The organism is Nocardia sp. NBC_00416 (assembly GCF_036032445.1).
In the GTDB taxonomy this organism is placed as follows: domain Bacteria; phylum Actinomycetota; class Actinomycetes; order Mycobacteriales; family Mycobacteriaceae; genus Nocardia.
Window position 1 is genome coordinate 628,110 of the sequence record NZ_CP107932.1, and the last position, 26,378, is coordinate 654,487.

At 66.0% G+C, this 26,378-nt stretch carries 24 protein-coding genes and 1 pseudogene; 14 read left to right on the top strand and 11 right to left on the bottom strand.

What is annotated here, in order from left to right; all coding sequences use genetic code 11:
• Positions 1-23: 23 nt before the first annotated feature.
• Positions 24-929 carry a LysR family transcriptional regulator gene (locus OG804_RS02920; protein WP_328393561.1) on the bottom strand — a complete coding sequence of 302 codons (906 nt, stop codon included), beginning with the start codon at positions 927-929 and terminating at the stop codon, positions 24-26.
• A gap of 112 nt (positions 930-1,041) precedes the next feature.
• Between OG804_RS02920 and OG804_RS02925 the strand changes: the two genes are divergently transcribed.
• A complete protein-coding gene (locus OG804_RS02925; RefSeq protein WP_328393563.1) occupies positions 1,042-1,905 on the top strand; it encodes a TIGR03620 family F420-dependent LLM class oxidoreductase in 864 nt (287 codons plus the stop codon).
• A 110-nt stretch (positions 1,906-2,015) separates the two neighbouring features.
• Here the strand turns inward: OG804_RS02925 and OG804_RS02930 are convergent, their stop codons facing one another.
• A complete protein-coding gene (locus OG804_RS02930; RefSeq protein WP_328393565.1) occupies positions 2,016-2,795 on the bottom strand; it encodes an enoyl-CoA hydratase-related protein in 780 nt (259 codons plus the stop codon).
• 327 nt (positions 2,796-3,122) lie between these two features.
• Here OG804_RS02930 and OG804_RS02935 point away from each other — a divergent pair, with 327 nt between their 5' ends.
• Complete coding sequence (locus OG804_RS02935) at positions 3,123-3,590, top strand: hypothetical protein (RefSeq protein WP_328393567.1); 468 nt, start codon at positions 3,123-3,125, stop codon at positions 3,588-3,590.
• A gap of 116 nt (positions 3,591-3,706) precedes the next feature.
• Here the strand turns inward: OG804_RS02935 and OG804_RS32275 are convergent.
• Both OG804_RS32275 and OG804_RS02940 read right to left on the bottom strand, forming a co-directional pair.
• Positions 3,707-4,006 (bottom strand): annotated as a pseudogene (locus OG804_RS32275) (alkyl/aryl-sulfatase); the annotation flags it as partial.
• Positions 4,007-4,057: 51 nt separating this feature from the next.
• A complete protein-coding gene (locus tag OG804_RS02940; protein ID WP_328393569.1) occupies positions 4,058-4,891 on the bottom strand; it encodes a dienelactone hydrolase family protein in 834 nt (277 codons plus the stop codon).
• A gap of 74 nt (positions 4,892-4,965) precedes the next feature.
• On the opposite strand from OG804_RS02940, the gene OG804_RS02945 reads away from it, so the two are divergent.
• A complete protein-coding gene (locus OG804_RS02945; protein ID WP_328393571.1) occupies positions 4,966-5,979 on the top strand; it encodes a GlxA family transcriptional regulator in 1,014 nt (337 codons plus the stop codon).
• A 123-nt stretch (positions 5,980-6,102) separates the two neighbouring features.
• Here OG804_RS02945 and OG804_RS02950 read toward each other — a convergent pair whose 3' ends face one another.
• The gene (locus OG804_RS02950; RefSeq protein WP_328393573.1) at positions 6,103-6,597 is read right to left on the bottom strand and encodes a MarR family winged helix-turn-helix transcriptional regulator; all 495 of its coding nucleotides are present in this window, start codon (positions 6,595-6,597) and stop codon (positions 6,103-6,105) included.
• Positions 6,598-6,712: 115 nt separating this feature from the next.
• On the opposite strand from OG804_RS02950, the gene OG804_RS02955 reads away from it, so the two are divergent.
• The gene (locus OG804_RS02955; RefSeq protein WP_328393575.1) at positions 6,713-8,359 is read left to right on the top strand and encodes an MFS transporter; all 1,647 of its coding nucleotides are present in this window, start codon (positions 6,713-6,715) and stop codon (positions 8,357-8,359) included.
• On the opposite strand, the gene OG804_RS02960 is transcribed toward OG804_RS02955, so the two are convergent.
• From OG804_RS02960 to OG804_RS02980, 5 genes are all read right to left on the bottom strand, one after another.
• Entirely contained in the window at positions 8,360-8,662 is a 303-nt protein-coding gene (locus OG804_RS02960; protein ID WP_328393577.1) for a hypothetical protein, read from the bottom strand.
• A 586-nt stretch (positions 8,663-9,248) separates the two neighbouring features.
• Complete coding sequence (locus OG804_RS02965) at positions 9,249-10,256, bottom strand: acyl-CoA dehydrogenase family protein (protein WP_328393579.1); 1,008 nt, start codon at positions 10,254-10,256, stop codon at positions 9,249-9,251.
• Positions 10,257-10,469: 213 nt separating this feature from the next.
• Positions 10,470-11,213, bottom strand: a complete 744-nt coding sequence (locus OG804_RS02970; RefSeq protein ID WP_328393581.1) for a class I SAM-dependent methyltransferase — start codon at positions 11,211-11,213, stop codon at positions 10,470-10,472.
• 641 nt (positions 11,214-11,854) lie between these two features.
• Positions 11,855-12,283: an alternative ribosome rescue aminoacyl-tRNA hydrolase ArfB gene (gene arfB, locus OG804_RS02975; protein WP_328393583.1), complete on the bottom strand. Its 429-nt coding sequence runs from the start codon at positions 12,281-12,283 to the stop codon at positions 11,855-11,857.
• Positions 12,284-12,713: 430 nt separating this feature from the next.
• The gene (locus OG804_RS02980; protein ID WP_328393585.1) at positions 12,714-13,595 is read right to left on the bottom strand and encodes an NAD(P)-dependent oxidoreductase; all 882 of its coding nucleotides are present in this window, start codon (positions 13,593-13,595) and stop codon (positions 12,714-12,716) included.
• A gap of 84 nt (positions 13,596-13,679) precedes the next feature.
• On the opposite strand from OG804_RS02980, the gene OG804_RS02985 reads away from it, so the two are divergent.
• Together OG804_RS02985 and OG804_RS02990 are read left to right on the top strand one after the other, a co-directional pair.
• A complete protein-coding gene (locus OG804_RS02985) occupies positions 13,680-14,081 on the top strand; it encodes an ArsR/SmtB family transcription factor (RefSeq protein ID WP_328393587.1) in 402 nt (133 codons plus the stop codon).
• Positions 14,082-14,112: 31 nt separating this feature from the next.
• Positions 14,113-14,580, top strand: a complete 468-nt coding sequence (locus OG804_RS02990) for an NUDIX domain-containing protein (RefSeq protein WP_328393589.1) — start codon at positions 14,113-14,115, stop codon at positions 14,578-14,580.
• 196 nt (positions 14,581-14,776) lie between these two features.
• Here OG804_RS02990 and OG804_RS02995 read toward each other — a convergent pair whose 3' ends face one another.
• The gene (locus OG804_RS02995; RefSeq protein WP_328393591.1) at positions 14,777-15,454 is read right to left on the bottom strand and encodes a TetR/AcrR family transcriptional regulator; all 678 of its coding nucleotides are present in this window, start codon (positions 15,452-15,454) and stop codon (positions 14,777-14,779) included.
• 123 nt (positions 15,455-15,577) lie between these two features.
• Here OG804_RS02995 and OG804_RS03000 point away from each other — a divergent pair, with 123 nt between their 5' ends.
• From OG804_RS03000 to OG804_RS03035, 8 genes are all read left to right on the top strand, one after another.
• A complete protein-coding gene (locus OG804_RS03000; protein ID WP_328393593.1) occupies positions 15,578-17,197 on the top strand; it encodes an AMP-binding protein in 1,620 nt (539 codons plus the stop codon).
• On the top strand, positions 17,194-18,009 hold the full coding sequence (locus OG804_RS03005) for an enoyl-CoA hydratase/isomerase family protein (protein ID WP_328393595.1): 816 nt from the start codon (positions 17,194-17,196) through the stop codon (positions 18,007-18,009). Before OG804_RS03000 ends, OG804_RS03005 begins: the two co-directional genes overlap by 4 nt.
• Positions 18,006-18,767: an SDR family NAD(P)-dependent oxidoreductase gene (locus OG804_RS03010; RefSeq protein ID WP_328393597.1), complete on the top strand. Its 762-nt coding sequence runs from the start codon at positions 18,006-18,008 to the stop codon at positions 18,765-18,767. Before OG804_RS03005 ends, OG804_RS03010 begins: the two co-directional genes overlap by 4 nt.
• A gap of 131 nt (positions 18,768-18,898) precedes the next feature.
• Entirely contained in the window at positions 18,899-20,629 is a 1,731-nt protein-coding gene (locus OG804_RS03015) for a CocE/NonD family hydrolase (protein WP_328393599.1), read from the top strand.
• A gap of 698 nt (positions 20,630-21,327) precedes the next feature.
• Positions 21,328-22,113, top strand: a complete 786-nt coding sequence (locus OG804_RS03020; RefSeq protein ID WP_328393601.1) for an IclR family transcriptional regulator — start codon at positions 21,328-21,330, stop codon at positions 22,111-22,113.
• A 664-nt stretch (positions 22,114-22,777) separates the two neighbouring features.
• Positions 22,778-23,629 carry a hypothetical protein gene (locus tag OG804_RS03025; RefSeq protein WP_328393603.1) on the top strand — a complete coding sequence of 284 codons (852 nt, stop codon included), beginning with the start codon at positions 22,778-22,780 and terminating at the stop codon, positions 23,627-23,629.
• 2 nt (positions 23,630-23,631) lie between these two features.
• Positions 23,632-24,456: an MBL fold metallo-hydrolase gene (locus tag OG804_RS03030; protein WP_328398211.1), complete on the top strand. Its 825-nt coding sequence runs from the start codon at positions 23,632-23,634 to the stop codon at positions 24,454-24,456.
• 29 nt (positions 24,457-24,485) lie between these two features.
• Entirely contained in the window at positions 24,486-26,117 is a 1,632-nt protein-coding gene (locus OG804_RS03035; RefSeq protein ID WP_328393605.1) for an ABC transporter substrate-binding protein, read from the top strand.
• Positions 26,118-26,378 lie beyond the last annotated feature (261 nt).

The window sequence follows — 26,378 nt, forward strand, 5'->3', positions numbered from 1 at the left end:
GAGGGTCGGGTGCCCGACGTTCGCTATCCGCTGCTGTCCGCAACCAGGGTCTGCGCGGGTTCGGCCAAGGCGCCCGCGAAGGCCGGCGCGGCGCACCGGGCCGCGTGACCGGGGCCGTCTTCGGGGACCAGGACGCTGCCGGTGATCGTCATCGGCGGCTCGAGCGGTATCGCGACCACCCGGGTCGAACCGATCTCCGCGACCTGGTCGGCGGGTAGCACCGTCCAGCTGCGCGGATCGGAACCCACCTCGACGACGGTGTCCTGCGCGGCGCCCGCTGGACGCCCCAGCGCGAGCCGGGCCCCGGCCGCACGGGCGGCGCCCGCCACCGCATCGTGCAGGTGCCGGTCGTGCCGCCGGGAGGGCATCCGCAGCACGCTGTCGGCCAGATCGTCCAGCCCTAGGGCGGTACGGTCGGCGAGGGCGTGCCGCGCGGACATGACCACCAGCAGGGGCTCGATCCACATCGGGAGTGCCACGATTCCGTGTTCGGCGAGTTCGCCCCTGGCCAGCACGAGATCGAGTTCGCCACGGCGCAATGCGTTCAGGCGGGCAGGGAACGGCAGGTCGATCAGGACGACATCGAACGGTGAACCGCTGCCCCGCAGCGCGTCGATCCCACGCTCCAGCCGAGCTGTGAGCCCTGCGGCGGCACTGATGCGCAGGGTGCTCGCGGGCGGCGCTGCGGCAAGCCGGACGTGCTCGGCGGCCGCGAGCGCTCGACGGGCGGCGTCGAGCACCCGCAGGCCCGCGGGGGTGAGCCGGACCCGGCGCGGTGAGCGATCGAGCAGCCGGATCCCCAACTCGCGCTCCAGCCTCGCAACCTGCTGACTGACAGCAGGCTGGGCGATATGCAGTCGTTCGGCCGCGCGCCCGAAGTGCAACTCCTCGGCCACCGTCACGAAATACCGCAATGCCCGCAGTTCCATCGCGCCTCCTCGCCAGGATCGAGCCGACCACCGTGGACGATAAGCTCAGCTTATCGTTGCGCATGCGCTCCCGGTCTGGCCGACTGCCCCGGCGACCTGCTGAAGTCGATATATGAGTACCGAATTGGGTCTGCTCGGCGCACATCTGCGCGAGCACGAGGTGACCCCGCACAGCGCCCGGCAACTAGAAGAATCCGGTTACGGCACCCTCTGGCTGGACGCGTCGCCGCCCGCCGACCTGTCCCTGGCGCAGCGGCTGCTGGACGCCACGACCCGGCTCACCGTCGCGACGAGCGTGGTGAATGTGTGGACTGCGGACCCGGGCACGGTCGCGGCCTCCTACCACCGGATCGAGGAGGCACACCCCGGCCGGTTCCTGCTCGGCGTGGGCATCGGCCACCGCGAGTCGGATACCGGATACACCTCCCCGTACGACACTCTCGTCTCCTACCTGGACACGCTGAGCGACGCCGGGGTGCCCGCCGACCGGGTCGTGCTGGCCGCACTGGGCCCGAGAATGCTGCGACTGGCCCGTGACCGCACCGCGGGAACCGTGCCCTGCCTGGTCCCGCCCGTACACACCCGCCGCGCCAGGGCGATCCTCGGCGCGGACCGGCTGCTGCTGCCGGGACATTTCGCAGTGCTGGACGCCGATACCGACCGCGCGCGGGCAACAGCCAGGTCCGGCCCCCCTGGAACGGCCCTCCAGGTCACCAACTACGGGAACAACCTGCGCCGACTCGGTTTCACAGACCGAGACCTGGCCGGTTCCGGCAGCGACCAACTGATCGACGCGCTGGTCGCGCACGGAGACGGCCCCACCGTGGCCGCGGGTCTCGCCGCGCACCTGGACGCCGGAGCCGATCACATCGGCGTGTACCCACTCGGCGCCGACCCGATCGCCACCCTGCTGGGCGTCGCCGACGCGTTCCTCGGCGTGCATGCGCCGCACAGCGCCGCTCGCCTCGATGAATGACGCCCTTCCGAGCGGATGGATTCGAGTGGTCGTCGCCACACCTTCGAACTGGACGTGCCGGCCGAGAGAATGGTCGACGGCCGCGGTGATCCGCGTGGTCGAGAGCGGCGCTAATCGCGCCAGACGGGTGGACGCTTCGCCAGGAAGGCCGCCATCCCTTCGCGGGCGCCGGGAAGTTGAGCGGCGGCGGCCATGACTTCCAGGGCGAGAGCATAGGCATCTGCCTCAGGGCGGTCGAGTTGGCCGTAGAGAGTGCGTTTGCCGAGCGCCTTGCTGGCCCGGCTGCCCCGGGTAGCGCGGGCGAGTAACTCGCCCACGGCTGTGTCCAGCTCAGCGTCCGGCACCGCTCGGTTGATCAGGCCCCACTGTTCGGCGGTGCGGGCATCGATCGGGTCGCCGGTGAGGGCCAGTTCCATCAGGCGTTTACGGCCGACGGCGCGGGCCACCGGAACCGCGGGGGTGTGACAGAACCAGCCACCCTTGCCGCCGGGAAGCGCGAAACCGGCCGATTCGGCAGCGACGGCCAGATCGCATGAGGCCACCAACTGGCAGCCGGCGGCCGTGGCCAGACCGTGCACCCGGGCGATCACCACCTGCGGCACCGACTCGATGGTCGACATGAGCTCGGTGCACAGGGTGAGCAGTTGCCGCACGCCGAGCAGGTCGCGCGCGGCGACGTCGGCGAAATCATGTCCGGCGGAGAACACTGGACCGTGCGCCCCGAGAACTATCCCGGTGGCGTCGGTCTCGCCGGCGGCCCGGAATGCGGCAAGCAGTTCGGCCAGATACTCGCCCGACAGAGCATTGCGGCGCTCCGGCCGGTTCATGGTGATGCGCACCGTGTCGACGTCCCGCGCGACCAGCAAATGCCGATGCCCCGAGGCGGTCATATCTCCACCGTAGATCTCTTCGGGTAACGATACGACCCCTATGGGGTGATCCAGGCCCACACCGGTGGACCAGCTGTGATGCCCAGGGAGGTTGTCCCGCCCCACGGGGGTGAGTCGATGTGGCAGTTTCCACCGGATCGGTACGTCGCCGAGCCTGTGGGTGTGGATCATCCGCGGAGCCCAGGGTCCCATGGACTTGGTGCCGGTGAAAGAAACCGCCCCCATGGGCGTAGACCACCACGGGGTGAGGGCGTATGTGTCCGGTGGCATGACGGTGCGGGGTAGAAGTCCCACGTGCGGGCGTGGTTTCGCCACTATGATGTCGAAGTGTCGGGTAGCGACAGAGAACCGAGGCAAGTCGAACTCATCGGCCCTGTTGCCCAGGTGTTCACGTATTCGATCGCGGCCGGTCTGATGTTGTTGGGGCCCGTTCTCGCGTGGACGGGTGATTCGTTGTGGAGTGGGTTGTGCCCGGCGATCATCACTTTCCCGATCGGCGTCGCCATTGCGGTGACCACCTACGGGCAGAGACGGGACGCGAAGCGGTTCCGGGCCGTCGGGGTTATTTCGACGGCGGAGATCGTCGCGGTCCGGATACGTAAAGGGGGCGAGGATCCGGATGTCGCCGAACTTCGGGTCCATATCAGTGGGCCGGGTTTCGATATGTTCAAGGCGGACTGCGAAGTACCGGCCGGTATCCCGCGTCCGCGGATCGGTGACCGGCTCCAAGTGGTAGTCGATCCCTCCGACTGCACCTTCGCAATCGGCTACGACCACTTGTTCGAGCGGGACTGACCGACACACAGCGCGGCCGCCGGCGCCGGGCAAGCCGTGTGTGTCGCAAGGGTCGGGGGTGTATCGGAATTCGAAGGTGACTCCGCCGAAGGTGCGCCGGGTGACGGTTTCGGTGATCAGGTCGGTCGGGGGTATGTAGCCGACGGTGGCGGGGTCATCGCGGTGCCGATACCGCAGGACACGAAGCCGCGGTCGCCGGTCGGCAGGAGTTCGCCGAAGAAGTATTGCGCACGGCCGGTCATGACGTTGCCCACGATGATGTTCTCCCCGAGCGCGAGGCGGTCGAAGTCTGGGCCGGGGGCGATGGCCGCGACCTTTCCCGCGGCGACGTCCTCGCGCGACGCGAAGGCCAGGGCGCCGCCGAAGGGGTCGTCGTGGGTGTGGGTGTGGATGATCGCCGCGATCGTCTTGGGCGGGCGGTGTGCGTCGGAAGTGGCCGCGAAGCTGGACCAGCAGTGGACGCTGTGTCACTGCAACGGGACGTCCGCAGTCAGCCGGTCGACTAGAAAGGCGATGATCTCGTCGCGGGCCGCGGTGGTCGGTTCCCCCGCCGCATCGACCAGATGCGCGGTGACCACACTGTGCGGGCAGCCGACGATCTGCGAGAAAAACGGTGGTGGATCGGGATTCGCGGCCTCGGCGGGTAGCACCCGCGGCTCGAAACGCGGGCCCAGTGCCGTGGCGTAGGCGGCGAAACGCTGCGCGGTGCAGAAGCGGTCGCCCTCGAAGCGATAGGCGCGCACCACGAGATCATCGCGATCGAGCCGCTCCCGCACGGCCGCGAGCTCACCGGGCGATATCTCCAGTCCGCCGGGCTCGTCCAGTGGCAGCGACGGCTGGCACAGCACCGGCGCCAGCATCGCGGGCTCGAGCATCATGGTGAGCGCGAAATTCCCGGTGAAGCACATACCCAGCGCGCCGACGCCGAGACCGCCGCATTCGCGATGGGCCAGGGCCGCCAGCGCACGCAGCCACACCGCGACGGGGCTGGACCTGCCTGCGCCGAAGGCCCGGAACTCCGCGCTGACGCAGGCTCGTTTGAAGACTTCCGCACCGGCCTCTGCCTCCGGATGGGCACCGTCGCGGCCGAACAGTGACGGCAGGTAGACGGTGAGTCCGGCGTCGCGCACCCAGCGGGCGAAGCGGGCCACGTCGGGGCTGATGCCGGGCATTTCGGCCATGATGATGACCGCCGGTCCGATGCCGCCGACGTACACCGTGCGGGCTACTCCGTCGAGCGTGATCGACCGGGGCGCGAAATCGGCGAGGTCGTCGTCGAGAGAATTTTGCGGGGGCTGCACACCTGAAACCCTGCCGCAACAGGTCAGCACACTGCCACTGGCGAGATCGACAATCTTCGGTCTAATCTCGCCACATGATTACCCACCTCGCGCTGGACGGTGTGCTCGAGGGTGCGCTCGGCCTCGGTCTCGACATCGTCAACACGGCCGCCGGGATCGCCGGTGACACGGCGGGCGGGCGGCTGCGGCAGCGCGTCGCATCACTCGATGGGCTGCCGGTCCGATCCAGCGGCGGGCGGCTGATCAGCGTCGATACCGAAACCCCGCTCGGTGCCGCGGAGTTCGGACCCGGCGATATTCTGGTGCTGCCGGGACCGTCCGCATCCAGCGAAGCGCGGGTCGAGGAACTGCTGACCCGGCCCCGGACTGTGCAGGCCATCGAAATCATTCGGCGTGCCGCTGATTCCGGCGCCACGGTAGCTGCCTCCTGCTCGGCTGTCTTCGTGCTCGCGGCCTCGGGGCTGCTGACGGGCCGGCCGGCCACCACTACTTGGTGGCTGGCGCCGCTGTTGGCCCGTCGCTTCCCCGATATCGCCGTGCACTCCGATCGCATGGTGGTCGACAGCGGTGCAATACTCACCGCCGGTGCGGCTTTCGCCCACACAGATCTGCTGCTGGCGCTGGTCGCCCGCCTCGGCGGCGGCGCGCTGGCCGAGCAGGTGGCTCACTACCTGGTGCTCGATGCCCGCATGTCGCAGTCGCGCTACATGGTGCTCGAGCATCTACGGGCCACCGACCCGGTGCTGCGCGCCGTGCAACAGCACGTGCACGCCAATCTGCACCGGCAACTATCGCTGGACGAATTGGCCGGTGTCGCAGCGGTTTCTCCGCGCACTCTGACCCGGCGCATCCGCGACCGCGTCGGCGTCTCACCCATCCAGTACGTTCATCGCCTCCGGGTCGGGCAGGCGGCCACCCTGCTCACGACCACGCGCGAGCCCGTCGACGTGATCGCAGGCGCGGTGGGTTACGCCGATCCGGCGGCCTTCCGGCGCATCTACCGCAGGCACACCGGCGAGACGCCGACCGCCACCCGCACCCGTGCGGCCGAATCGACGACCTCCGGTGAGACGCGCAGGCCGGCCTGATCGGGAGGGTGATCGCGCGGACGCCCCCGGCCCGGCGGCACCCGGCTGGCTCAGTCGGCGCGGGGGGCGGTGGTGCGCAACCAATCGACCAATACGCGACCTCGCCTTCGGTCGCACGCTCGGTTACGGCGTGGTGGGAGGTGATGCGGGACGGACCGGCTGGTCGAGCTGGTTGTACATCGCGGTCAGCAGTTCGCCGAGGAAGGTCTCGAACTGCACGAGCTGATCGCTGGAATAGCGGGCCATGACGGTGCCGACCTGCTGGCCGAGCGGGCCGAAGAACTCGTCGGCAAGGGCCTGGACTTCGGCGCTGCTGCGCAACGTGACGACGCGCCGGTCGCTGTGCTCGCGGGTGCGCTCGACGTGGCCGGCCTGTTCGAGGCGGTTGAGTAGTGCGGTGGTGGCGGGGTTGGACAGCCCGATGCGTTCACTCAGGCGCGCCGGGGACAGCGGTTTGCCGTGTTCTTCGGCAGCCAGGATTTCGATGAGCGCCTCGGCGTCGGTGGAGTGCAAGCCCAGCCATGCGGCGAACCGGCGACTGAACTCCCGAAACGTCGCGCCATAGGCGCGCAGTCGCTCGGTCACCTGTTCTTGCTGGTGAACAACTGGGTCGTTCATCCTCGCCTACCTCCCATATCCGCACGCCGACGTGATACCGGCGACACCGATTGACAACCTACGACATCCTACGTACTTTCACCATGGAACTATTCCACCATGGAAGGAAGTGGCAATGGGCGAGACGATACGAAGCGAAACGCCGACGGATGCGAAGGCGTCTCTGCTGCAGTGGCTCGGATTGCTCGCCATCGCCCTGGGTGTCGCGCTGATCGTGGTCGACACCACGATCGTGAACGTGATCATCCCGTCGATCATCGAGGACCTGAATACGGGTTCCACTGAGGCGCAATGGATTCAGGAGTCCTACGCGATCGTGTTCGCGGCGCTGCTGTTGGTGGTCGGCCGTATCGCCGATATCGTCGGCGCGCGGCGGATCTTCGTCACGGGCGTCATCGTGTTCGGCGTAACCAGCATCATGGCCGGGCTTGCACCCGGCGGCGGTCTGCTGGTGGCGGCGCGATTCCTACAGGGCGCGGGTGCGGCGATGATCCTGCCGACCTCGCTGGCGCTGCTCAACGCCACATTCACTGGCAAAGCTCGTGGTCAGGCATTCGCCGTCTGGGGTTCCACGATCGGAGCGGCTGCCGCGCTGGGCCCGCTGCTGGGCGGCTGGCTGGCCGAACATGTGTCGTGGCGCTGGGCGTTCGGCATCAACGTGCCGCTGGCCGTGGTGATCGTTTTCGGCGTGCTGCGGTGTATCGAACGTTCACCACGAGTGCCGGGACGGCTGGACGTCATCGGCTCGGTGCTGTCGGTGCTCGGCCTGGGCCTGCTGGCGTTCGGCCTGGTCGAGGGCCGCACCTACGGCTGGATCACCGCCGAACAGGCGATGGATATCGGCGGCTTCAGCTGGAACAGCGGACCGTCGCCGGTACTGATCGCGTTGTTGCTGAGCCTGCTCACCCTTGCTGCCTTCATCGGCCGTCAGACCCGGCTGCGCCGCGGCGCTGACGCCGACAAGGCACTGATGGATCTGAGCCTGTTCAAGCTGGCGTCGTTCCGCAACGGCAACATCGCCACCTTGATCATCGGGCTCGGCGAGTTCGGCATCGTCGCGGTGTTGCCGCTGTGGCTGCAGTTCACCCTCGGCTACAGCGCAGTGCAGTCAGGTCTGGCCTTGGTGCCGATCGCCATCGGTAGCTTCATCGCCAGCGGCGCCAGCTTCGGCCTGGCCGACAAGAACATCTCGCCCCTGAACCTGGTTCGCGTCGGCTTGGCCTTCGAGGTCGTCGGTCTGGGAGGGCTCGCGCTGTTCGCCTCGCCGGACAACTCGTGGTGGGCCCTGGCGCTGATCTTGTGTCTGTACGGCGTCGGTGTCGGTTTCGCGACTGCCCAGGTCACCAATGTGGTGTTGGCCGACATCCCCGATAGCGACAACGGTCAGGCCTCCGGCATCCAGAGCACATTCCGCCAGCTCGGTTCCGCACTCGGCATCGCGATCCTGACCACGGTGTTCTTCACCACGCTGGGGTCGCAGGTCACCGAACACCTGACCGCGGACGGCATGCCCACGGTCCGGGCCGAGCAGAACGCCCACGCGATCACCGACAGCGCGGGCGCCTCGATCGAAGGGTTCGCGGCCCAGCCGCAGACCGCGCCGATCGCCGAGGCCGGTCGCATCGCGATGACCAACGGCATCGAGCTGGGCGGCTACCTCGCAGCAGGTTTCATTCTGCTGGGCCTGATCGCCACCGCACTGATCCCGAAATCACCGATTCACGGAGGCGAGCCGTCTCGCGTGGCTGCGGGACGCGCCTGATCACCGAGGTCCCTGTTCGCCCAGCTGATAAGAGAACAGGGGGACCTCCCGTCCACGGACCGAAGTTCGCGGTGTCGCCGGTGAGGTAATCCCTGGGATGTAAAGGTTCCAGGGTCCCGCTGCGGACCCGTCGGCGCCGACGACCAGCGGATAACGGCCGGTGCTGCCGTCGGTCAAGGTCACATCGACGCCGTTGGAGTCCTGGGTCAGAGACTGTACCGACAGCCCGTACCAGGACCGGGCCTCGACGGATTTCGCGGCCCGCACGAGGATATCGGGCAGAACGGTCCGGTAGCTGTTCACCGCCGCAGGCAGATCGGTATCGGGTCGAGGGCGGGTCCCGGCGGGCCTGAAGTGCGCGGGCCGCGGCCAGGGCGCGCTGGTCGATCGTATAGTCGTGTCGACCGAAATACGCAGGCCGATCTCTGTGACGCGGTAGCCGCTGCGGGAAGCGAAGCTGGGGCAGTTCGCGACGACCATCTTGCTTGCGCTGGCGGCCAACACCTCCTACGGAGGTCTGCCCACACTGACCCGGTTGCTCGCCGAGGACAACTGTTTGCCGCACCGATTCGCGGTCGCCTCACCGCGACGGGTCTATCGTTACGGTGTCCTCGCCCTGGGGGCCGGCGCCGCAGTTCTGCTCGTGGGGTCCGGCGGTGAGATGAACACCCTGGTCCCGTTTGTTCGCGATCGGCGTGTTCGTCGGGTTCACCATCGCCCAGGCGTGGCTCGGCGGGTCGGTTGATACTGCAACGACACTCGGTGAGTCGGTGCTTTGAGCGGTCGCCGGATTTGGTGGCGGCCCTGGAACGCATCACCCGGATCGGCACACGACTCGGCCCGCCCACCTGCGACATCTCGGTGCGGAACCGGCTTCGGCCCGAGCGGTTCAGCCCCCGGCCAACCCGTCGACCAATAGTGCGCGCGTTTTCGGGAGGCTCATTGCGACCAGCGCGAACGTGGCCTCGCGCATCAGCCGTTGCGCGGGATGCCCGGTCTGGAGCGCCGCCGATCCGCTCGCCGCGACCAATGCCGCCGCGGACCGCAGCGCGACCGCTCGTGCCTTCTGCAGCACGTCCGGGTCGGGCACGGCGTTGTCCAATCCGGCATGCACGCTGTGCCATTGCTCGCGCAGCAGCGATGCGGGACCCGCGGAGGTCTGTTCGAGCAGGTCGATCGCCCGCTCGGCTATTCCACAAGCCACCGCACCGTTGAGTCGCGAGCCGATGGTCTGGGCGGTGTAGAAATCGCTGAGGGCCGTCACGCCGCTCACCCGGTCGTCGGGTAACAGGTGTTTGTCGAACCGCAGCCGTGCCGTCGCGGTGGCCTGGCCCGCGACCAGACCGACCGGAGTGGCCGACAGAGTCTCGGCGGCGGTGGCTTCGATCAGGCCCGTGACCACCGTGTCCGCAGCGCCCTCGGTTTTCTCCCGCGCCGCCACGTGTAGCAGGTCCACGACTCCCCATCCGCTGGCGAACAGCGCATCACCGGTCAGCAGATAGCCGCCGTCGATCCGAGTCGCCCACAGTTTCGCCGGTTGCGCGACCGCGCCCGCGAATGCCGCGCCCGCACGTTTGCGGCCGCTCACCAGGTCGGCGAAGAAGCACTCGCGCAGATCCGAGTTCGCGGTGTCCGCCAGACTGCGCACCGCTGAGTGATGCTGCATCCAGATGAACGTCGTCGACAGGCAGCCTCCGGCGAGCACTTCGATGATCCGCGAAAGGTCGGACGGCTCGAGCCCGGCCACCGCGGCGCCGTAGAGCCCTTCCGCGGCCAGTGCTTCCCAGTGCCGGGTGGGCACCACGCCGTCCAGATCGACCGCCGCCGCGTCCGGATACAGCACCTCTTCGGCCACACGCTGCGCGCGTTCGATCAACGATCGTTCATTGTCCGTCATCGGAAAACGTCCTCGATTCACTTCGAAATAGCGATGTGGCGCGAAAAGTATTGGAGGCGTGCGGGATACGGCCGCACTGTCGATCACTCCGACCGAGAATCACCCTCGCCGGGGTCGGATCCGCCGGCAGTCCGACGCTCCCCCTGCCGACGGGGTCGTCTGGTACAACCTCCCTGAACATCACAATCAGTCCGTCTTGTGAAAGGTGTCGCGCTACTTGGTTGCGACAATGACGGTCCTGCTGTCCAGGTCCACCGGCCGGCCATGAAAGTCGCCCGCGAATGCCACGTGGCCGAATCCGGCTTTGTAGATTGCTGTCTCGAGTTGTGGGCAGGAATACATGTGGAGCCGACCCTGTCGGGACCATCCGGGGCGCTTCCAGTGTTGGGTTATTTCCTGGGTGGTCCAATCAAATCGCGCGTGACCAACGAGATCGGACCGTTGAACGCGCTGCGTACTGATCAATTCGCTGCCGTTGCGTACACGATGCTCGAAGCCTTCGAGGGTATCGATTTCCATGACGAGCTTGCCCCCGGGCACGAGAACGTCGGCCCAGGCCGCGAGGGCGGCAAGGTCGTCCTCGCGGGTGTCGAGGAAGCCGAAGCTGGTGAACAGATTCAGAATTGCGTCATATGGACCTGCGGGTGGCGTTCGCATATCTGTTAGGACGAAGGTGCAATCGGGATAACGACGGCGGGCGTCGTCGAGTTGCTTCGGCGAGTTGTCTATGCCGACTATCTGATAGCCGCGCCGACTGAGCGGTCCGGCGTGACGGCCGAAGCCGCAGGGGACATCGAGTATTCGCGCTCCGAGGGGCAATCCGAGCAGGGTGACAATCGCCTCGATCTCGCTATCGGTGTCATCGTATCTACCCAGGATGGTGAATGTTTCGCGGAAGCCTTCGTCGAAGAAGTCATCTGCCCAGTTCTCTCGCGCGATGTGCCCGGAAGTGGTCATCACGACCGACCGGAGAAGTCTGTGACTCGAGAGGGGCTCGCCTGCTGCTCGATCCGGATCGTCATCGCTGGTGCCTCCAAAGCTGAACGGCCGTAACGTAATACATGACTTCAGGTGCTGTGTGGTCGTTCCGTGCGAGCAGTGAGCTGTTCGGGCGCCACCGTACGCGCGCGGTCGGATAGTTGCCGCCGCGGCGTCGGAGCGACGCTGCGGCGGATCAATTCTTACAGTGTCGGCCGACATGTATCCAGAAGCGCTGGAGTAAGCAAAGTTTGGTGTGTTCATGGTCATGAGTCAAGGGGCGAGTCCTCCCATTCCTGGAAGAGGTCATGCATGGAGATGCCTGTGACTCAATTGATTTGACTACTCATCCGAGCCTGCACAGGATCTCGTACTCGCCGGTGCCTCCAGGGTCATCCAGCACCCCGCCGCTGCGCCGCGCCTCGGCGATCGGCCGGCGCGACTCAGCGGGCACCGAGATGCTTCTCAGCACAAAAGCATGCCGCAAAGGAGGCTCCTTACTGCGGTGGTTGCTCGATGGGAATCCGGACGAGTTCGGCGTCGACCTCGATCGTGCCGAAGACGTTGATGTCGGCGCTGTGGGCGGGGGAGAACGGATTGCACCCACGTGAGACGCCCTGTTAGTCGTCGGGGGAGGCGCGGCGGTTGCGTTTGGTGACACCGCGCCGCTTCTTCGCGGCGATGCGACGTTCCTTTGCTCCGCGCGAAGGCTTGGTGGCGCGGCGAACGGGTGGCGGGGCGGCAGCGGCGTCACGTAGTAACGACGCCAGGCGTTCGCGGGCGGCGGCGCGGTTCTGCAGCTGTGCGCGTTGCTCCGATGCGGCGATCGTGAGAACCCCGTTGACCAGGCGGGTGGCCAGGCGGTCGAGCATCCGGGTGCGCAGCCACTCCGGCACCGAAGGCGAGTTGGCGAGGTCGAACGACAGTTCGACCCGGCTGTCGGTGGTGTTGACGTGCTGCCCTCCCGGACCGGACGACCGTGAGAACCGCTCACGTAATTCGGACGCGGGTATCACCAGCACCCGTGTCACGGTCAGGTCCTCTGCCATGATCCGACGCCGTTCTCTCCGATTCGCGAGTCGCCTTGGCCACGTCGGTCCAGTCGCGATTGAATGGTTCCCGTGTCGTTCACAATAGCGATGACACGGCTCGCCCGAGCGCAGCCACAGCTGACCTGGCTGTACGCGACGACATCAACCCTTGGCGAGAATGCCATGCCCGTCGACGACCTGCGCCCGCGATCGACTGGGGTGAATACCGCACGCTGACCCTCGAGCGACGAGACGACGGGATCCTGCTCATCGCGATCGCCGAGCCCGAGGGCTGCCCAGCCCGCACGCTCACGCGCCGCCACGGCGAAATGAGTGACATATGGCGCGATTTCGCCGACGACCCTGAGCTACGTGTCGCGGTCATCACGGGCAGGGGCGGGGTAACCGGTTTCCGGGAATCGTTCGGCGTCGAGGTCGATAAGAACCTTCAGCGGTCCCCGGCGAGTACCGGGACGAGACGGGCGAGCCCCTCGGCCCCGTGGCCCGCCGCCAGCGCGCGCTGGAAGACCTGGCCCGTGGCGTCGAGTATGCCGGTGTCGATGCCGTGGCGCGCGATCACCTCGCGGAGTGTGGTGAACGCGGTGTAGGCCGAGGAAATGGATGTGTCGTCGCCGGGGTAGTGCCCGGCTTCGACCTGTGCGGCAGTTTGCGCCGCCATCTCGGGTAGCAGCGAGACCACGGCGGGTGTGAACGGGACGAGTTCGCTGCCTTGGATCCCTTCGGCCTCGGCGAGTGCGATGCCCAGGGCCACTCCGAAGTAGGAGAGCCAGAACACCGACACCAGCGAAGCGTCGAACGCGGCCGCGCGCCCAGGGTCCGCGCCCAGGTAGGTGCCGTTTTCGGCGAGCGTGCTCAGTGCCGGTTCCGCTGCGCGGTAACCGCTTTCGGAACCCGAGTACAGCAGCAGGGCGCTCGGTGTGCCGATGCCCTGCGGCACCGCCATGACGGCGCCGTCCACGTACTCGGCGCCGTGGCGTCCGGCCCACTCGGCGCGCCTTCTCGACTGCTCGGGAGTCGAGGAGGTGAGGTTCACCAGCACCCGCCCGCGCAGCCGGGGACCCGCGTCGCGCAAGGCCGCGCCCACCGCGTCGTCGTCGAGCAGCGAGACGACGACGCGGGGAGCGTGCGCGATGGCCGCGGCCGCCGACCGCGCCCGGGTGGCACCGAGTTCGACCAGCGCATCGGCCTTCGTCCCGGTGCGGTTCCACACGATCGTCGGATGCCCCGCGGCCAGGAAGGTATTCGCGATCGCCGAACCCATGGCACCCAGCCCCAGGACCGCGACGGGTGTGCCTGTTTCGCCGGACATGCAGCCTCCTGATTGTTTGAAGAATCTCAAACAATAATTGTTGTATGATTGTCAAACTGTCAAGTGTTGGAGGGAGGCGCGTTCGTGCTCGCCGAGTTGTCGCATCCGGATACCGCCGACCTCGAACTGGCGGCGGTCATGCACGCGCTGTCCGACCCGATCCGGCTACAACTGGTGGCCTGCCTGGCCGCCGACGAGGGCGAGAACTGCGGCGAACTCAGCCAGCACATCGAATTGCACAAGTCCACGCTCTCGCATCACTACCGGGTCCTGCGCGAAGCGGGTGTCACCCGGACGACGGTCACCGGACGCACCAGGGTGATGCGCCTGCGCTACGCGGATCTGCAGGCCCGGTTCCCGGGGTTGCTCGACGCGGTGTTCCGCGCCCTGGTCGATATGGTCGAGGACGACGAGAAGTGGACCGGTTCGCCCGAGGACCGCGCGAAACTGCTCGCGGCGCTGAAACGGCCCGTGGCCTCGCACTGATCGGGGGATGTATTCCGGCATACTGCATGCCATGAAGTACAGCGCCGGAGTTCTGCTTTTTCGTTGTGAGCCGGAGGTGCAAGTGCTGCTGGGGCATATGGGTGGGCCGCTGTGGGCGCGTAAGGATTCGGGGGCGTGGTCGATCCCCAAGGGTGAGTACGAGCCGGCGATCGAGGAGGCCCGCGTCGCCGCGGGCCGTGAATTCGACGAGGAGTTGGGAGTGCCGGTGCCCGCCGGGGAGTGGATCGCGCTGGGTGACGTGCAGTACGGCAGCGGGCGGAGCAAGAAGCAGGTCACGGTGTGGGCGGTCGAGGGTGAGCTCGATCCGGCTCGGGTGGTGCCGGGGACGTTCGAGATGGAATGGCCGCCGCGGTCGGGCGAGTACCGGGCTTTCCCTGAGCTCGATCGGGTCGAATGGTTCGATCTGAGCACCGCGCACGACAAGCTGACCACCGGCCAGCGGCCATTGCTGACCCGGCTTGCCGAGCGACTTGGCTGACAATCGTCGGCTCGCGAAGTCGGCGAAACCGAGCGGGCGCGGCACGAGCTTCGGCGATGCGCCGGCGGGAGTCGATCGACCGTATGACTGTCGTGATTCCGTGAGCGCCGGGTTGCCGGCGTCGCTACCGGCGGATGCTGTGAGGTATCGATGATCGCCGCGGCTCGGTACGGAGAGGGGCCGGTGTCTCGTCAGCTCATTTTCGCCGGCTGCTGCGCGGATCCGCTGGTGGCGTCCCCGCCGGTAGCGCCTCGGGGCTGAGGAGGAGCCCGTTCAGTAGGAGCGTGGCGAGTTCGTTGAACGCGTCGGCGGCCGACATGTTGGTGCGTTCGAGCAGGATTCCCGACTGGACGCCTTCGATCGCGAGGGCGACGAGTTGGGAGGCGAATGTGCCGTCTGTGGCCCGGAACTGGCCCGCTTCGATGCCGTCGTCGATCAGTTCGCGTACACGTTGGGCGGCCCGTGCGGTGTTGCGCGCATAGATTTCGGCAGTGGGGGCGAAGGCCGCCATGTCTTCGTAGAAGGCCTTCGAGTTGCGGCGCATGGCCTCGGCCACACCGCCGAGGTAGGTGACGATCTTGGTCTTGGGATCCGTTTCCGCGGCCACCTCGGCTTCGATGCGGTCGGCCGACTCTCCGAAGAACTGTTTGGTCGCCAGTACGACGAGTTGTTCCTTCGTCGCCGCAACACTGTAGAGGGTGGCTTTGGAGCAGTGCAGTCGCTCGGTGAGCTCGCCGATCGTGACAGTGGTGAAGCCTTCGCTGAGAAAGATCTCCTGGATTCGAACGAGGAGGTCGTCACGGCGCGCAGCGTCGACCCGGCGTTTCCGGGGAGTCTTCACCGTGGGGTGGGGCGCGGAACTGGTCCGAGGCATGGATCGAGTGTTCCACATCCGGTCCCCATGCAGCTTCGAGTCGGCTGTCTTCCCAGGCCGATCCGCTTTGGGTACTGTAGTGGGTACTATGGACACAGATTACGTACCCACATTGGAGTGGCGATGAGTGCATATGTCGACTCACGTGTCGCGGAGATACTCGAACAGTTCGGGGAACCGAGCGCCGATGTCGCCTGGTTGTTGTGCGACCGGCATCCGGCAACGGCAAAGGCGCTGACCGTTATCGATGAACAGTCGGCAGTCTCCGAGTACACCTATGGTGACCTGGCGGAGGCGTCGCGGCGGGCCGCGGCTGTCCTGGCCGGGGCAGGTGTGCGGCGCGGGGATCGCGTCGCGACCGTGATGGGCAAGAGCGTGGACCTGGTGGCGGTCGTGCTGGGCGTCTGGCGCGTCGGCGCGGTGTATGTCCCGTTGTTCACCGCCTTCGCGGAGGACGCGATCGGGTCCAGGCTCGCCGATGCCGGTGCGGTCCTGGTCGTGGCCGATGCGGAGCAGAGAGCGAAGGTGCCCGAAGGAGACTGGACGATCATTGTCGCCGACGCCGGGGCATCGGACGGCCTGAGTGCGCGGCTCGCCGCGGCCGATCCTGCCGAAGTCGCATCGGTGGCCGTGGGTGGCGATGGTGCGCTGGTGCATATGTTCACCTCCGGTACCACCGGAAAGCCGAAGGGGGTTGTGCACCCTGTCCGGTATGCCGCCGGCTGGCAGGGCTATCTGGAGTTCGGTCTGGGGGCGGGTTCGGACAGTGTTTTCTGGTGTGGAGCCGATCCGGGCTGGGCCTATGGGCTCTACACCGCGATCGTGGCTCCGCTGGCGGCCGGCGTACCGACGATCCTGCTGCGCGGGGGCTTCTCGGCCCTGACGACATGGAAGGTGCTCGAAGACCTGGCGGTCACCGACTTTGCGGCCGCTCCGACGGTGTATCGCGGTCTGCGCGCGTCGGACGCCCCGATTCCTGAAGGTCTTGTGGTGCGCCGGTTGTCCAGCGCAGGGGAGCCGTTGACGCCCGAAGTCAACGAATGGGCCCGTACCGCGCTCGGGCTGGAGGTCCACGACCACTACGGCCAGACCGAGCTGGGCATGCCGATCGGTTTCCCCCATCACCCGCAGCTCGAGCGTCCGGTGCTCGCCGGCGCGATGGGAGTCGCGCTGCCGGGCTGGCGGATCACCGTCCTGCACGAGAGCGACGACGTCCCGGCCGCGCCGGGGCAACCCGGGCGACTCGCGGCGGTAGTCGCCGACAGCCCGTTCATGACCTTTCACGGCTATGTCGGCGGGGTCGGCAGCGACCGATTCCGAGCCGAAGGCGCGTACTTCCTGACGGGCGACATCGCCTCCATCGACACCGACGCAATCGTCCGGTTCTCGGCTCGCGACGACGATGTCATCATTATGGCCGGCTACCGCATCGGCCCCTTCGATATAGAATCGACTCTGCTGCAACACAGCTCGGTCAAGGAATGCGCGGTGGTGGCCGGCCCCGATGACGTGCGAGGCGAGGTCGTCGAGGCATTCGTCGTCCTCGCGCCCGGAACGCCGGAATCCGGCGAGTTGATCGGCGAGTTGCAGAAGTGGGTCAAAGACAACTACGCGGCCCACGCCTATCCACGCCGGATCCACTTCGTCGAGACCCTTCCGAAAACACCCAGCGGCAAGATCCAGCGAGCCCAACTCCGGCGCCGGCGTCGCGAGAGCGCTGACCTGAGCGCGGGTAATCGGTGAGTCGGAACGCGCCGGTAGTGGTCGCCCGATCCGGGCCGGTCCGGACTCTCACCCTCAACCGCCCCGACCGACGTAACGCCCTGGACCCGGCAATGATCGAGGCACTCGACAGCGCACTGACCGATGCCGAAAAAGACCCGCACACTCGGTGTCTGATTCTCAACGGCGCGGGCAAGAGCTTCTGCGCCGGAGCCGATCTGCAGTACTTCCTGAGTCTGAGCGAGGTTCCCGGCGGGCCGACGCCGTTCTTGCGGAAGGTCTCGGCGGTGGTGACCCGCCTGGAACGCAGCCGGCTGCCGGTGGTGGCTGCGCTGCACGGCCACGCGGTCGCGGGTGGGCTGGAACTCGCACTGGCGTGCGACGTTGTCGTCGCGAGCGATTCGACGCTCATCGGCGATGGTCACATTCGCAACAACCTGCTGCCGGCGGCCGGGTCCAGCGTGCGGATGTCGCGCAAAGTGGGCGATTCCATGGCGCGGTGGCTCGCACTGACCGGTCGGCTGGTGCCGGCGCAGCGGCTCACTGCTACCGGATGGCTCCATGCCGTGGTTCCCGGCGCGGAGTTGCTGACTACGGCCGAAGCGGTCGCGCTGGAACTTGCAGCGAGCAGCGGCCCGGCCCAGTCGGCGTTCAAAGACTTGCTGCACAGCCTGACCACCATGAACGAGGAAGAAGGCTTGGCGCGAGAGCTCGCTGACTTCGAAGGCCACTGGAATGCCAACGATATACCCGCGTCGCTGACCGAATTCCTGCGTCGTCGAACAACCGAATCCGAAACCCGACCCGCGAACCGTCATATGACAGGAGCATGATGAACCGCTACACCGATCAAGTAGTGCTCGTGACCGGCGGTGCCCAGGGGTTGGGCGCCGGCATGGCCGAGCGATTCGCAGCCGAAGGCGCGATTGTCGCCATCGCCGATGTCAATGAGGATGCCGCCCGGGATCTCGCGGATCGCCTGGAGAAGGATTTCGGGGGCACCTGCCTGAACCATGTCGTGGACGTCACCTCATCGAGCGATGTCACCGCCTGGGTCGAGGACGTCGCCCACACGCAGGGCCGAGTCGATGTCCTTGTCAACAACGCCGGCATTATCCGCGACAATCGGATCGAGGATATCGACGACGCCGATTGGCACGCGGTACTGGATGTTTCCCTGTCGGGCTCCTTCTTCTGCGCACGAGCGGTGCTACCGCATATGCGATCACGCGGATATGGGCGGATCGTGTCGTTCTCGTCGATGAGCTGGCGCGGCAACTTCGGGCAGGCGAACTATGTCGCAGCCAAGGCGGGCATCGTCGGGCTCACCCGCACGCTCGCCCTGGAGACCGCTCGCCAGGGGATCACCGCCAACGCCATCGCGCCCGGCCTCATCGAAACCCCGATGCTGGCTTCGATGAATACCGCGGCCCGCGAGAAGCTGATCGCCAAAGTGCCCCAACGCAAGACCGGGCATCCGCGCGATATCGCCGAGGCCGCGGCGTACCTGTGTTCACCGGCCGCCGGATATGTCAGCGGAGTTGTGCTCGACGTGGATGGAGGGCTGGGTATCGGGTCATCGATTCGCTAGATGGAATCGAAAACTGTTTCCACGCGTCGCCCTCGCACCGAACGGTACTCCGCACCTCACCCAGATCGTCTGCCAGAAGACACGGTCGGTTCGAGGTCCGGATATCCGAGCAACCCTGAGAAGGAATGAAAATGGCTCGAAGAAGAGCTTTGTACACAGTCGGCGCGACGATCACCGCATTGTCGCTGGCGCTCTCGGCGTGTTCGTCCGACGGCGGCGGACCCACAGCCGATTCCCCGCAACCGGGACAGCCGGCCGTTCGAGCTGTCGACGCACCGGCCCCCCAGGCCGTGCGTGACTGGCTGAGTTACGACCGGCCCGCCGAATTCGAAATCATCGAATCGGTGGTCGCGGTACCGACCCGCGACGGTACCGCCCTCAACTGCAGGCGATCCCAGCCGGGCGAGGATGGAAAACCCGACCCCGGCAAACACCCGGGGATGCTCCTGGAGTTCACGCCCTACAACAAGGACGCCGCTTCGCCGATGCCCGACGGGTACTTCGCCGAGCGGGGCTACGACGTGCTGGTCTGTGATGTCCGCGGATCCGGAGACTCACCAGGGCAGTACCCGAGCTGGTTCCAGCCCCAGGAGGCCCTGGACAACTACGACGTGATCGAGTGGCTGGCCGCCCAGCCCACCTCCAACGGCAAGATCGCTCAGATGGGCGCGAGCTACGGCTCGATCACCGCCTATCGCGCAGCAGCACTGCGGCCCCCGCATCTCACGACGATCGTCCCGATGGTCTCGCCCACGGATATCTACTCGGAATGGATCTACCCGGGCGGCGTGCCCTCCAGGCGAAACATGTCGTGGTGGGCCAACGAAGCCCCCGACGTCGACTTGCAGGCCCACGCCGGTACCGCGGCCAGCTTCCAGGACAATCCGCTGTTCGACCAATACTGGCAGCAGGTCGTGACCACCAATAAACTCCGTGACGTCCAAGTGCCGACCCTGCACATCGGCGGATATTTCGACATCTTCAAAGAAGGCAGCTTCGACGCCTTCGCGCAACGGCCCGACCAGACCTGGCTGCTCACCGGACCGTGGACGCACAATGTCGGTTTCGCCATCCCGGGCGTCGCGGGTACCGAGAACGCCGCCCTCCCGACCGGTGCCGTCCTGCAATGGTTCGACCGATGGCTCCTGGACCGTCCCGAGGCCGCGCTCCCACCCTCGCATGTGCTCAGCTACGAATCCACCTCCGACGCCGCGGTAGGGCAGTGGGAACAATTCGACCAGTGGCCCCCGGTCGCCGCACAGACCCGTCGCCTGTTCCCGGCAGCGGACGGAACACTGACCACCGCCGCACCGACCACAGGGGAGAGCCGTTACTCGGTGAACCCCAACGACGGGCCCTCCGTCGATGCCACGGGCACCCTGCCGACCGACCCGTCCCAGAATCAGGCCGCCTCCGAGATGTCGCTACCGCCGAACCAGCACGGACGCTACGGAACCGTCGATCCGCGCACCACATTCACCCTGCCGGCTTTCGAAAAGGAGACCTCTGTCGAAGGTCCCGTCACCTTGAATCTGCGGGCGTCCTCCACGGCCGCTGACACCTACTTCGTCAGCAAACTCGAGGTCGTCACCCCCGACGGCAAGGTCCTGCCGATCGAGGCCGGATACCTGCGTGCCCAACTGCGCGAAGGACTCGACCATACCGTCGCGGTCCCGGTCGGGAAGCCGGTCCAGTACAGGATCGACCTCGGCAACACCCACTGGAAGTTCGAAGCAGGTGAAAAGCTTCGGATAACGCTCAGTGGCGGCGATGCACCCAAGATCGCCTCCGACGCCCCGGCGGGGATCATCACCGTCCACCATGGCGCCGATACCTACGTCGATATTCCCACCACCAACTGAGCAGGCCTGCTGGGAACCGGAGTCCCGACGGACCCCGGTTCCCAGAGGTATCAGGCGCCGCACTCGCGCATGTCAACCGACCACTCGACATCGTATCCAGTGGCCCCTCAGCGGCGACCCGGGTCCGGAGACCATCCCGTCCAGCACCGGAACGCAAGTTCCGGCGAAATCTCGACGACGTTGCTCGCCAGCAGTCGAGTACGAAGCCGACTGCTGTGCCAACTGCTCCCGGCAACCGGCTGGAGACAGCGGTGCCTGCTGGCGGGTGCTATGGGGTTCACGGCCTTCGGATGAGCCGATTCCCACGAGATTTTGCAGTTGATGAATCGGTACAAGGCCGGTGCGGTGGTGAGGTCGAACTGGCGTGGTGGGGGAGTGCTGTGGTTGACCGCGGCGTCTCCGGACCGCTTACGCGCAGCCGCGGCGACATCGCGGCCGGAGAAGAAATGGGCTGGGGCGGACCATCGGATGCCGAGAGGGGGACGTCCGCGACAGTCAAGAGCGCCCATTCCCATGATATGGTCGAACTATTTCTATCATGTGAGCGATGAGTCGGCGGTTGTGGGCCACCGGAGGGCGGAGATTGCGCCGCGGTATGGGTAGGCTCTTGCATATTGTGGGATCGGGGGAGCGGTGTTTCATCGAGCCTTCTCGTGTTTCTGCAGTCGACACGATTACGGAGGAGAGGAAGTCGCCGCATGGCAGCACCCAGCCCGCAGAACAAGGTGAGTGGTGCCGGCAGCAGTCGAAAGCTGTTGTCCGCCTTACTGTGCTTCACTGAAGAGCGCCCGACCTGGACGGTCACCGAGCTGGCCTCCGAACTGGATCTCTCGGTGACGTCGACTTATCGATACGTTGCCCTGCTCCGCGAAGTGGGATTGCTCGACAATGCGTCCCAGAACGCGTATCGCGTAACCGACCGCGTATTGAGCCTGGCCGGGGCCTGTGAGGCTGCCCAGGCGCCGCTCGCGGAGATCGCCCTGCCGGTGATGACCCGAGTGCGCGACGAGATCGACGAAACGGTGCTCGTCGCCCGGCGTGGGGGCGCGTCGGCATATTGCGTCGACCGTGTCGAGTCCCGGCGCCCGGTTCGCCTCCAGTTCGACCGCGGTCAGGCGATGTCGCTGCACGCGGGCTCGCTCGCGCGCATATTGCTGGCGTCGATGTCCACCTCCGAACGTGCGCGCTACCTGGAACCGGTACTTGCGACCCTGTCGGCGGCCCGTACCGCGATGCTTACCGACGAGGTGCTCGATCATGCCCATGCGGTGGGCTGGACCGAGAGCTTCGAGGAGGTCGACGAGGGAATCTGGGGTTGCGCGGCGGCGATCACGTCCCAAGGTGCGGTCATCGCCTCGGTCGGCACCGCCGCTCCCATTTTCCGTTCGGATCAGGCGTGCCGCGATCGGATGATCGAGCTGATTCGGCAAGCGGCGAAGGAGATTTCTGTCGAGGTGGACCGGCACTGGGCGTCGAGCGATTGAGTTCACCAGGATTGCTCGACGGCCCGTGTGAGCGGAGCGTCGGCTGGAACACTGCGTTCGATCGAGGATGAGGCCGTCGCCGGATCCGGGTCTCGGACCGGGCGGGATTCACGACGGCCGGTGAGGTCCGGACGCCGACTTCTCGGGTCACCTGACGATCAGCGTCGTGGTTGAGCGTGCTGACTGCGTCCCGGACCTGATCGGGATGTAGCGAACGGGGCTCTTCGTTGTGTCTGCGTTCGCTCTGTGGCCGGAACCATGTGGCACGCGGCCTCACTGCGAGAGCGGTGCGGGTGCGGCCGAAGAGCTGACCGAGTAGTGCCCGTCTGGGCAGAGCTCCTGATGTCGGTCGCTCCGTGCGTTGCTGGTGTGTGAGTGGAGCTTCCGTGGGCAGCTCACACGATGGCCCAGGTGGGGGTGCTACGGGGCCTCGCCGCATCGGCATGTAACCGACACGCTACAAAATTTCGAAAGTGGCTTCCGGTCTTGACGGGAGCACCTAGCCTCTCTAACGTTCCTCCACGTAGTGAATTTCGCATTCGCACAATGTGGGAATTGCGCTGAGGTCGAGTGCCGTAGCTGCCTATTCGTGGTCGGCGAGGGTGTCAACGAGGCGGCGGCGGATGGGCTGGTTCTCCAGCCCTTGGACAGAAGGGGCCGGTACGTGGCTTTCTCATCCCTGGACGATGCGGTATTCGCATTGAGTGCGGGACTTCTCTACCGGGTCGGCATCTCGGTACGTCGGCGAAACCTGACCTGGACGGCCGACTCTCAGGATTCGTGGGAGCCGCTGAATTGCTTCGTGTTGGTCACCGAACGCGACGCCGTGTTCCTCGACACCGGAGTCCGATCAGCTCGTCGACAGGTCGAACAAGCTCTCCGGCAGTTGGCGCCTCAGCTGCGCGTCTCGGTCTTCCCGTCGCGCAACGAGCCGGACTGCATCGGGAATCTCGGAACCGTTCTTGCCCACGCAGAGAACACCGCGCTGCTCTTCGGCGGCGGCGGCGGCATTCTCGAGTGGATCAGCGACCCGAACGTCGATGAGATGCAAGATAGTTCGTTCCTCGGCCGTCGCGAAATCGTGCCCGCTCTGAACGGGATGGAGACGACGTTCGGTGAAGATCTGCATTTCCATTGGATCGATGCGCCGGTCAAGCAGATGTTTCTGACGCAATGGGCCTACGAGGAATCGTCGGCCACTCTCTTCAGCAGTGACTTCTTCGGTTGGGTGCATACCGACGACGAAAACGCCGCCGTGGTCTGCAGCGATATCGCACTTTTGCCGCCTGCTGCTGAAATTGCCAGGGAAATACCCCAACGCTTCAACTGGATTCCAGGAGCGCACTGCGACGAGGTGCTCGCAGCCTACGACGCGGTCGTGGCAGCGTACCGAGTGGACCGGATCGCGCCGGTCCACGGTTGCGTGATCAGCGGTGCCGACGTAGTGGCCGAGATGTTTCGCCGTACCCGGGACGCGCTCACCTCACTCATTGCCCGGACAGAGGAGAACCTGTGACGATGACGGCATATCCGGTGTCCAACCTGTTGCCGCGCGAGGTGGTACCGGGAATCCACTGGCTGGGAGCGTGCTCCAACAGCGGCGCGTGGCCGGGACGTGCCGGCAAAGATGTCCGGCACGAGCATCTCTCGTGCTATTTGATCATCGGATCGGAGCGGACTCTCCTCGTCGATACCGGCCACTTCTCCATCTGGAATTCGTTTCATGAACAGCTCGAGCAGGCCCTCGACGGTCGAACACTCGACTATGTGTTCCCGACACACCAGGAGATTCCGCACGCGGGCAATCTGGGGCGGTTGATGCGCGCCTACCCGAACGCGACGGTGGTCGGTGACACTCGCGAATACCACCTGTACTTTCCGGAGATCGAAACCGCGAGATTGCAGCGATCAGCGGCAGGGCACCGACTCGATCTGGGCGACCGCGAATTCATCACACTGGCGCCAGTGTGGTTCGACCTCAGCGGCACGATGTGGGGGTACGACACGGGAGCGAAGGCATTGTTCTCCGCCGATGGTCTCGGCTACTACCATGAGCATTCGCCTGACGTCTGCGGACTATTGCCGAGTGAAACACCTTCCGATGCGGTGGAATTCGGAATACTCCGATTTGCGCTGCCCTTTGTGGGGATGAAGTACCACGACACGGCCGGGGGAGTATCCCGATTCCGGGACCTCACCCGAAGGCATCCGGTTTCGATGATCTGTTCGGCGCACGGCGCCCCCCAGGCGGGTGCGCAGCAGATCGAGATCACCGAGCGTGCGATCGGAGTCGTCGAAGAGAATCAGATCAGTATCAGTGGCCCCAGCGTCGTCCGCCGTTAGCGCGCGAAGCTGGAAATTCGGGAGAATGCATGAAGATCAATAGACGCCGCTGGAGCGCACTCGTGTGGGTATCGTCAGCCATGTCGATCGGCCTGTTCGCGACTGCTTGTGGTGGTACTTCCACCTCGGGATCCGGCGATGCACCGGAGTCGGCGACATTCGTTTATGCCATCCCTCAGGATTTTCAGGGTGTGGACCGCGCGTCCTACTCGAGTGAGGCGGCGAAAACCATCGGTGACGTGATGCATTCGCGGTTGCTCGAACTGGCGACGGACGGAACGACGCCCACGTCGTGCATGTCCGATGTTCCCACCCGGATCGAGGCCGGCTCGCCCCTCGTCGACAGGTGGCACGTGACAGACGACGGTATGGGGATCGATATCACGCTGAAGCCTGGCGTGAGAAGTGCGCAGGGCAATGTCCTCACTGCGGCCGATGTCGTATGGACAATGGATCGCGCCAAGGCAATCGACACAGGCGCACAGACGCTGTTCTTCAACGTCGGAGGGTTCGACAGAGTGAACACCGTAACGGTGAAGAGCCCGACCGAACTCACCTTCAATCTCACGAAGCCCAGTGCCATATCGCCATATGTCCTCGCCGGCAACTCCGCACTGATTCTCGACAGCACCGCTGCGAAGGCGAATGCCACCGCCGACGATCCGTGGGCAACGAAGTACCTTACTGACCACACCGCCAATTTCGGGCCGTGGGATCTCACCGGCTTCGATTCTCAGCAGCTGACGTTCTCGCGGAACCCCAACTATGCAGGGGAACGCGGCAATATCGATTCAGTGGTACTGAAGACGGTCTCCGATTCGTCGACCCGTATTCAGCTGATCCAGTCGGCCCAAGTGTCCGAGACCAACGGTCTCGACTACTCGCAGCTGGCCCAGCTGAAGTCGTCCAGCGGGGTCGGTCTGGTCCAATGTCAATCGCCCGCGCGAGACTGGCTGGGATTGAACGGCAGCGATCCCGTGCTCGGCAAGCCAGAGGTGCGTGCAGCGATTTCACTCGCTCTCGACCGTACGGCCATCTCACAGGCCGTCTACCGCGATTTCGCGCGTCCGTCCGAGTCCGGCTTGTCCCAGGCGTTCGCGACGCAGGCAGGATCGAACTACGAGACCGACAAGGTGAAGGCCCGTGAGCTGTTGGAGAAGGCCGGCGTCCCCGAAGGGTTCGGCTTCCGCCTGAGTGTGTCGGCCGCTCAGCCCGGTCCGTACTCCGCCAACCTCGCGGTCCTCATCCAGCGGCAGCTCGCCGACGTGGGCCTGAAGGTGGAAATCGTCAACGTGCCTTCCGCGGTGCAGTTCAAGTCGGACGGCCTTGCGCACAAGATGCAGGCGTGGTTACAGGCCGAGACTCCTGCCTTCGCGAACGCCGGCTACTCGGCCTGGCTGACGGCGGGCTGCGCCGGCCTGCAGAACTACATGGGTTACTGCAATCCAGAACTCGATGCGGTCGCATCCGAGCTGATGGTGAACTCGCAGAGCGCGGATGCGGCGCAGAAGCAACAGAGACTGTCGCAGATCATCGATCGGGATCAGCCGGCGATCTATTTGATCGACCGTTCCACGATCAGCGTCCGCAGCCGGTGTGCGGAGTCGGTACCGACTGCCGCATTCGGAACTGATTACACCAAGGCAGTCGTGGCCTGCTGAGCAACCGGAGCCCGGCGAACAACGGCCCGCACATCGGTGCCGCGGTTCGCCGGTCCGGCGCGGCGAGCCATTTCGTCACCGGGCAGATCGAGGCCGTCGACGGAGGACTGAGTCTGTTCGCTGACGCGGTCGACGTCCCGGAAACGGCGTTCGGTGTAGATATGGAGGCATTGCGCGCGGGACTCGACTCTGTCGCGGTCGGGGCAGGTCCGTTGAGGGCTCCGAAAAGCTGGGTGCCGGAGCTCGCCCGGCGAACTCCGT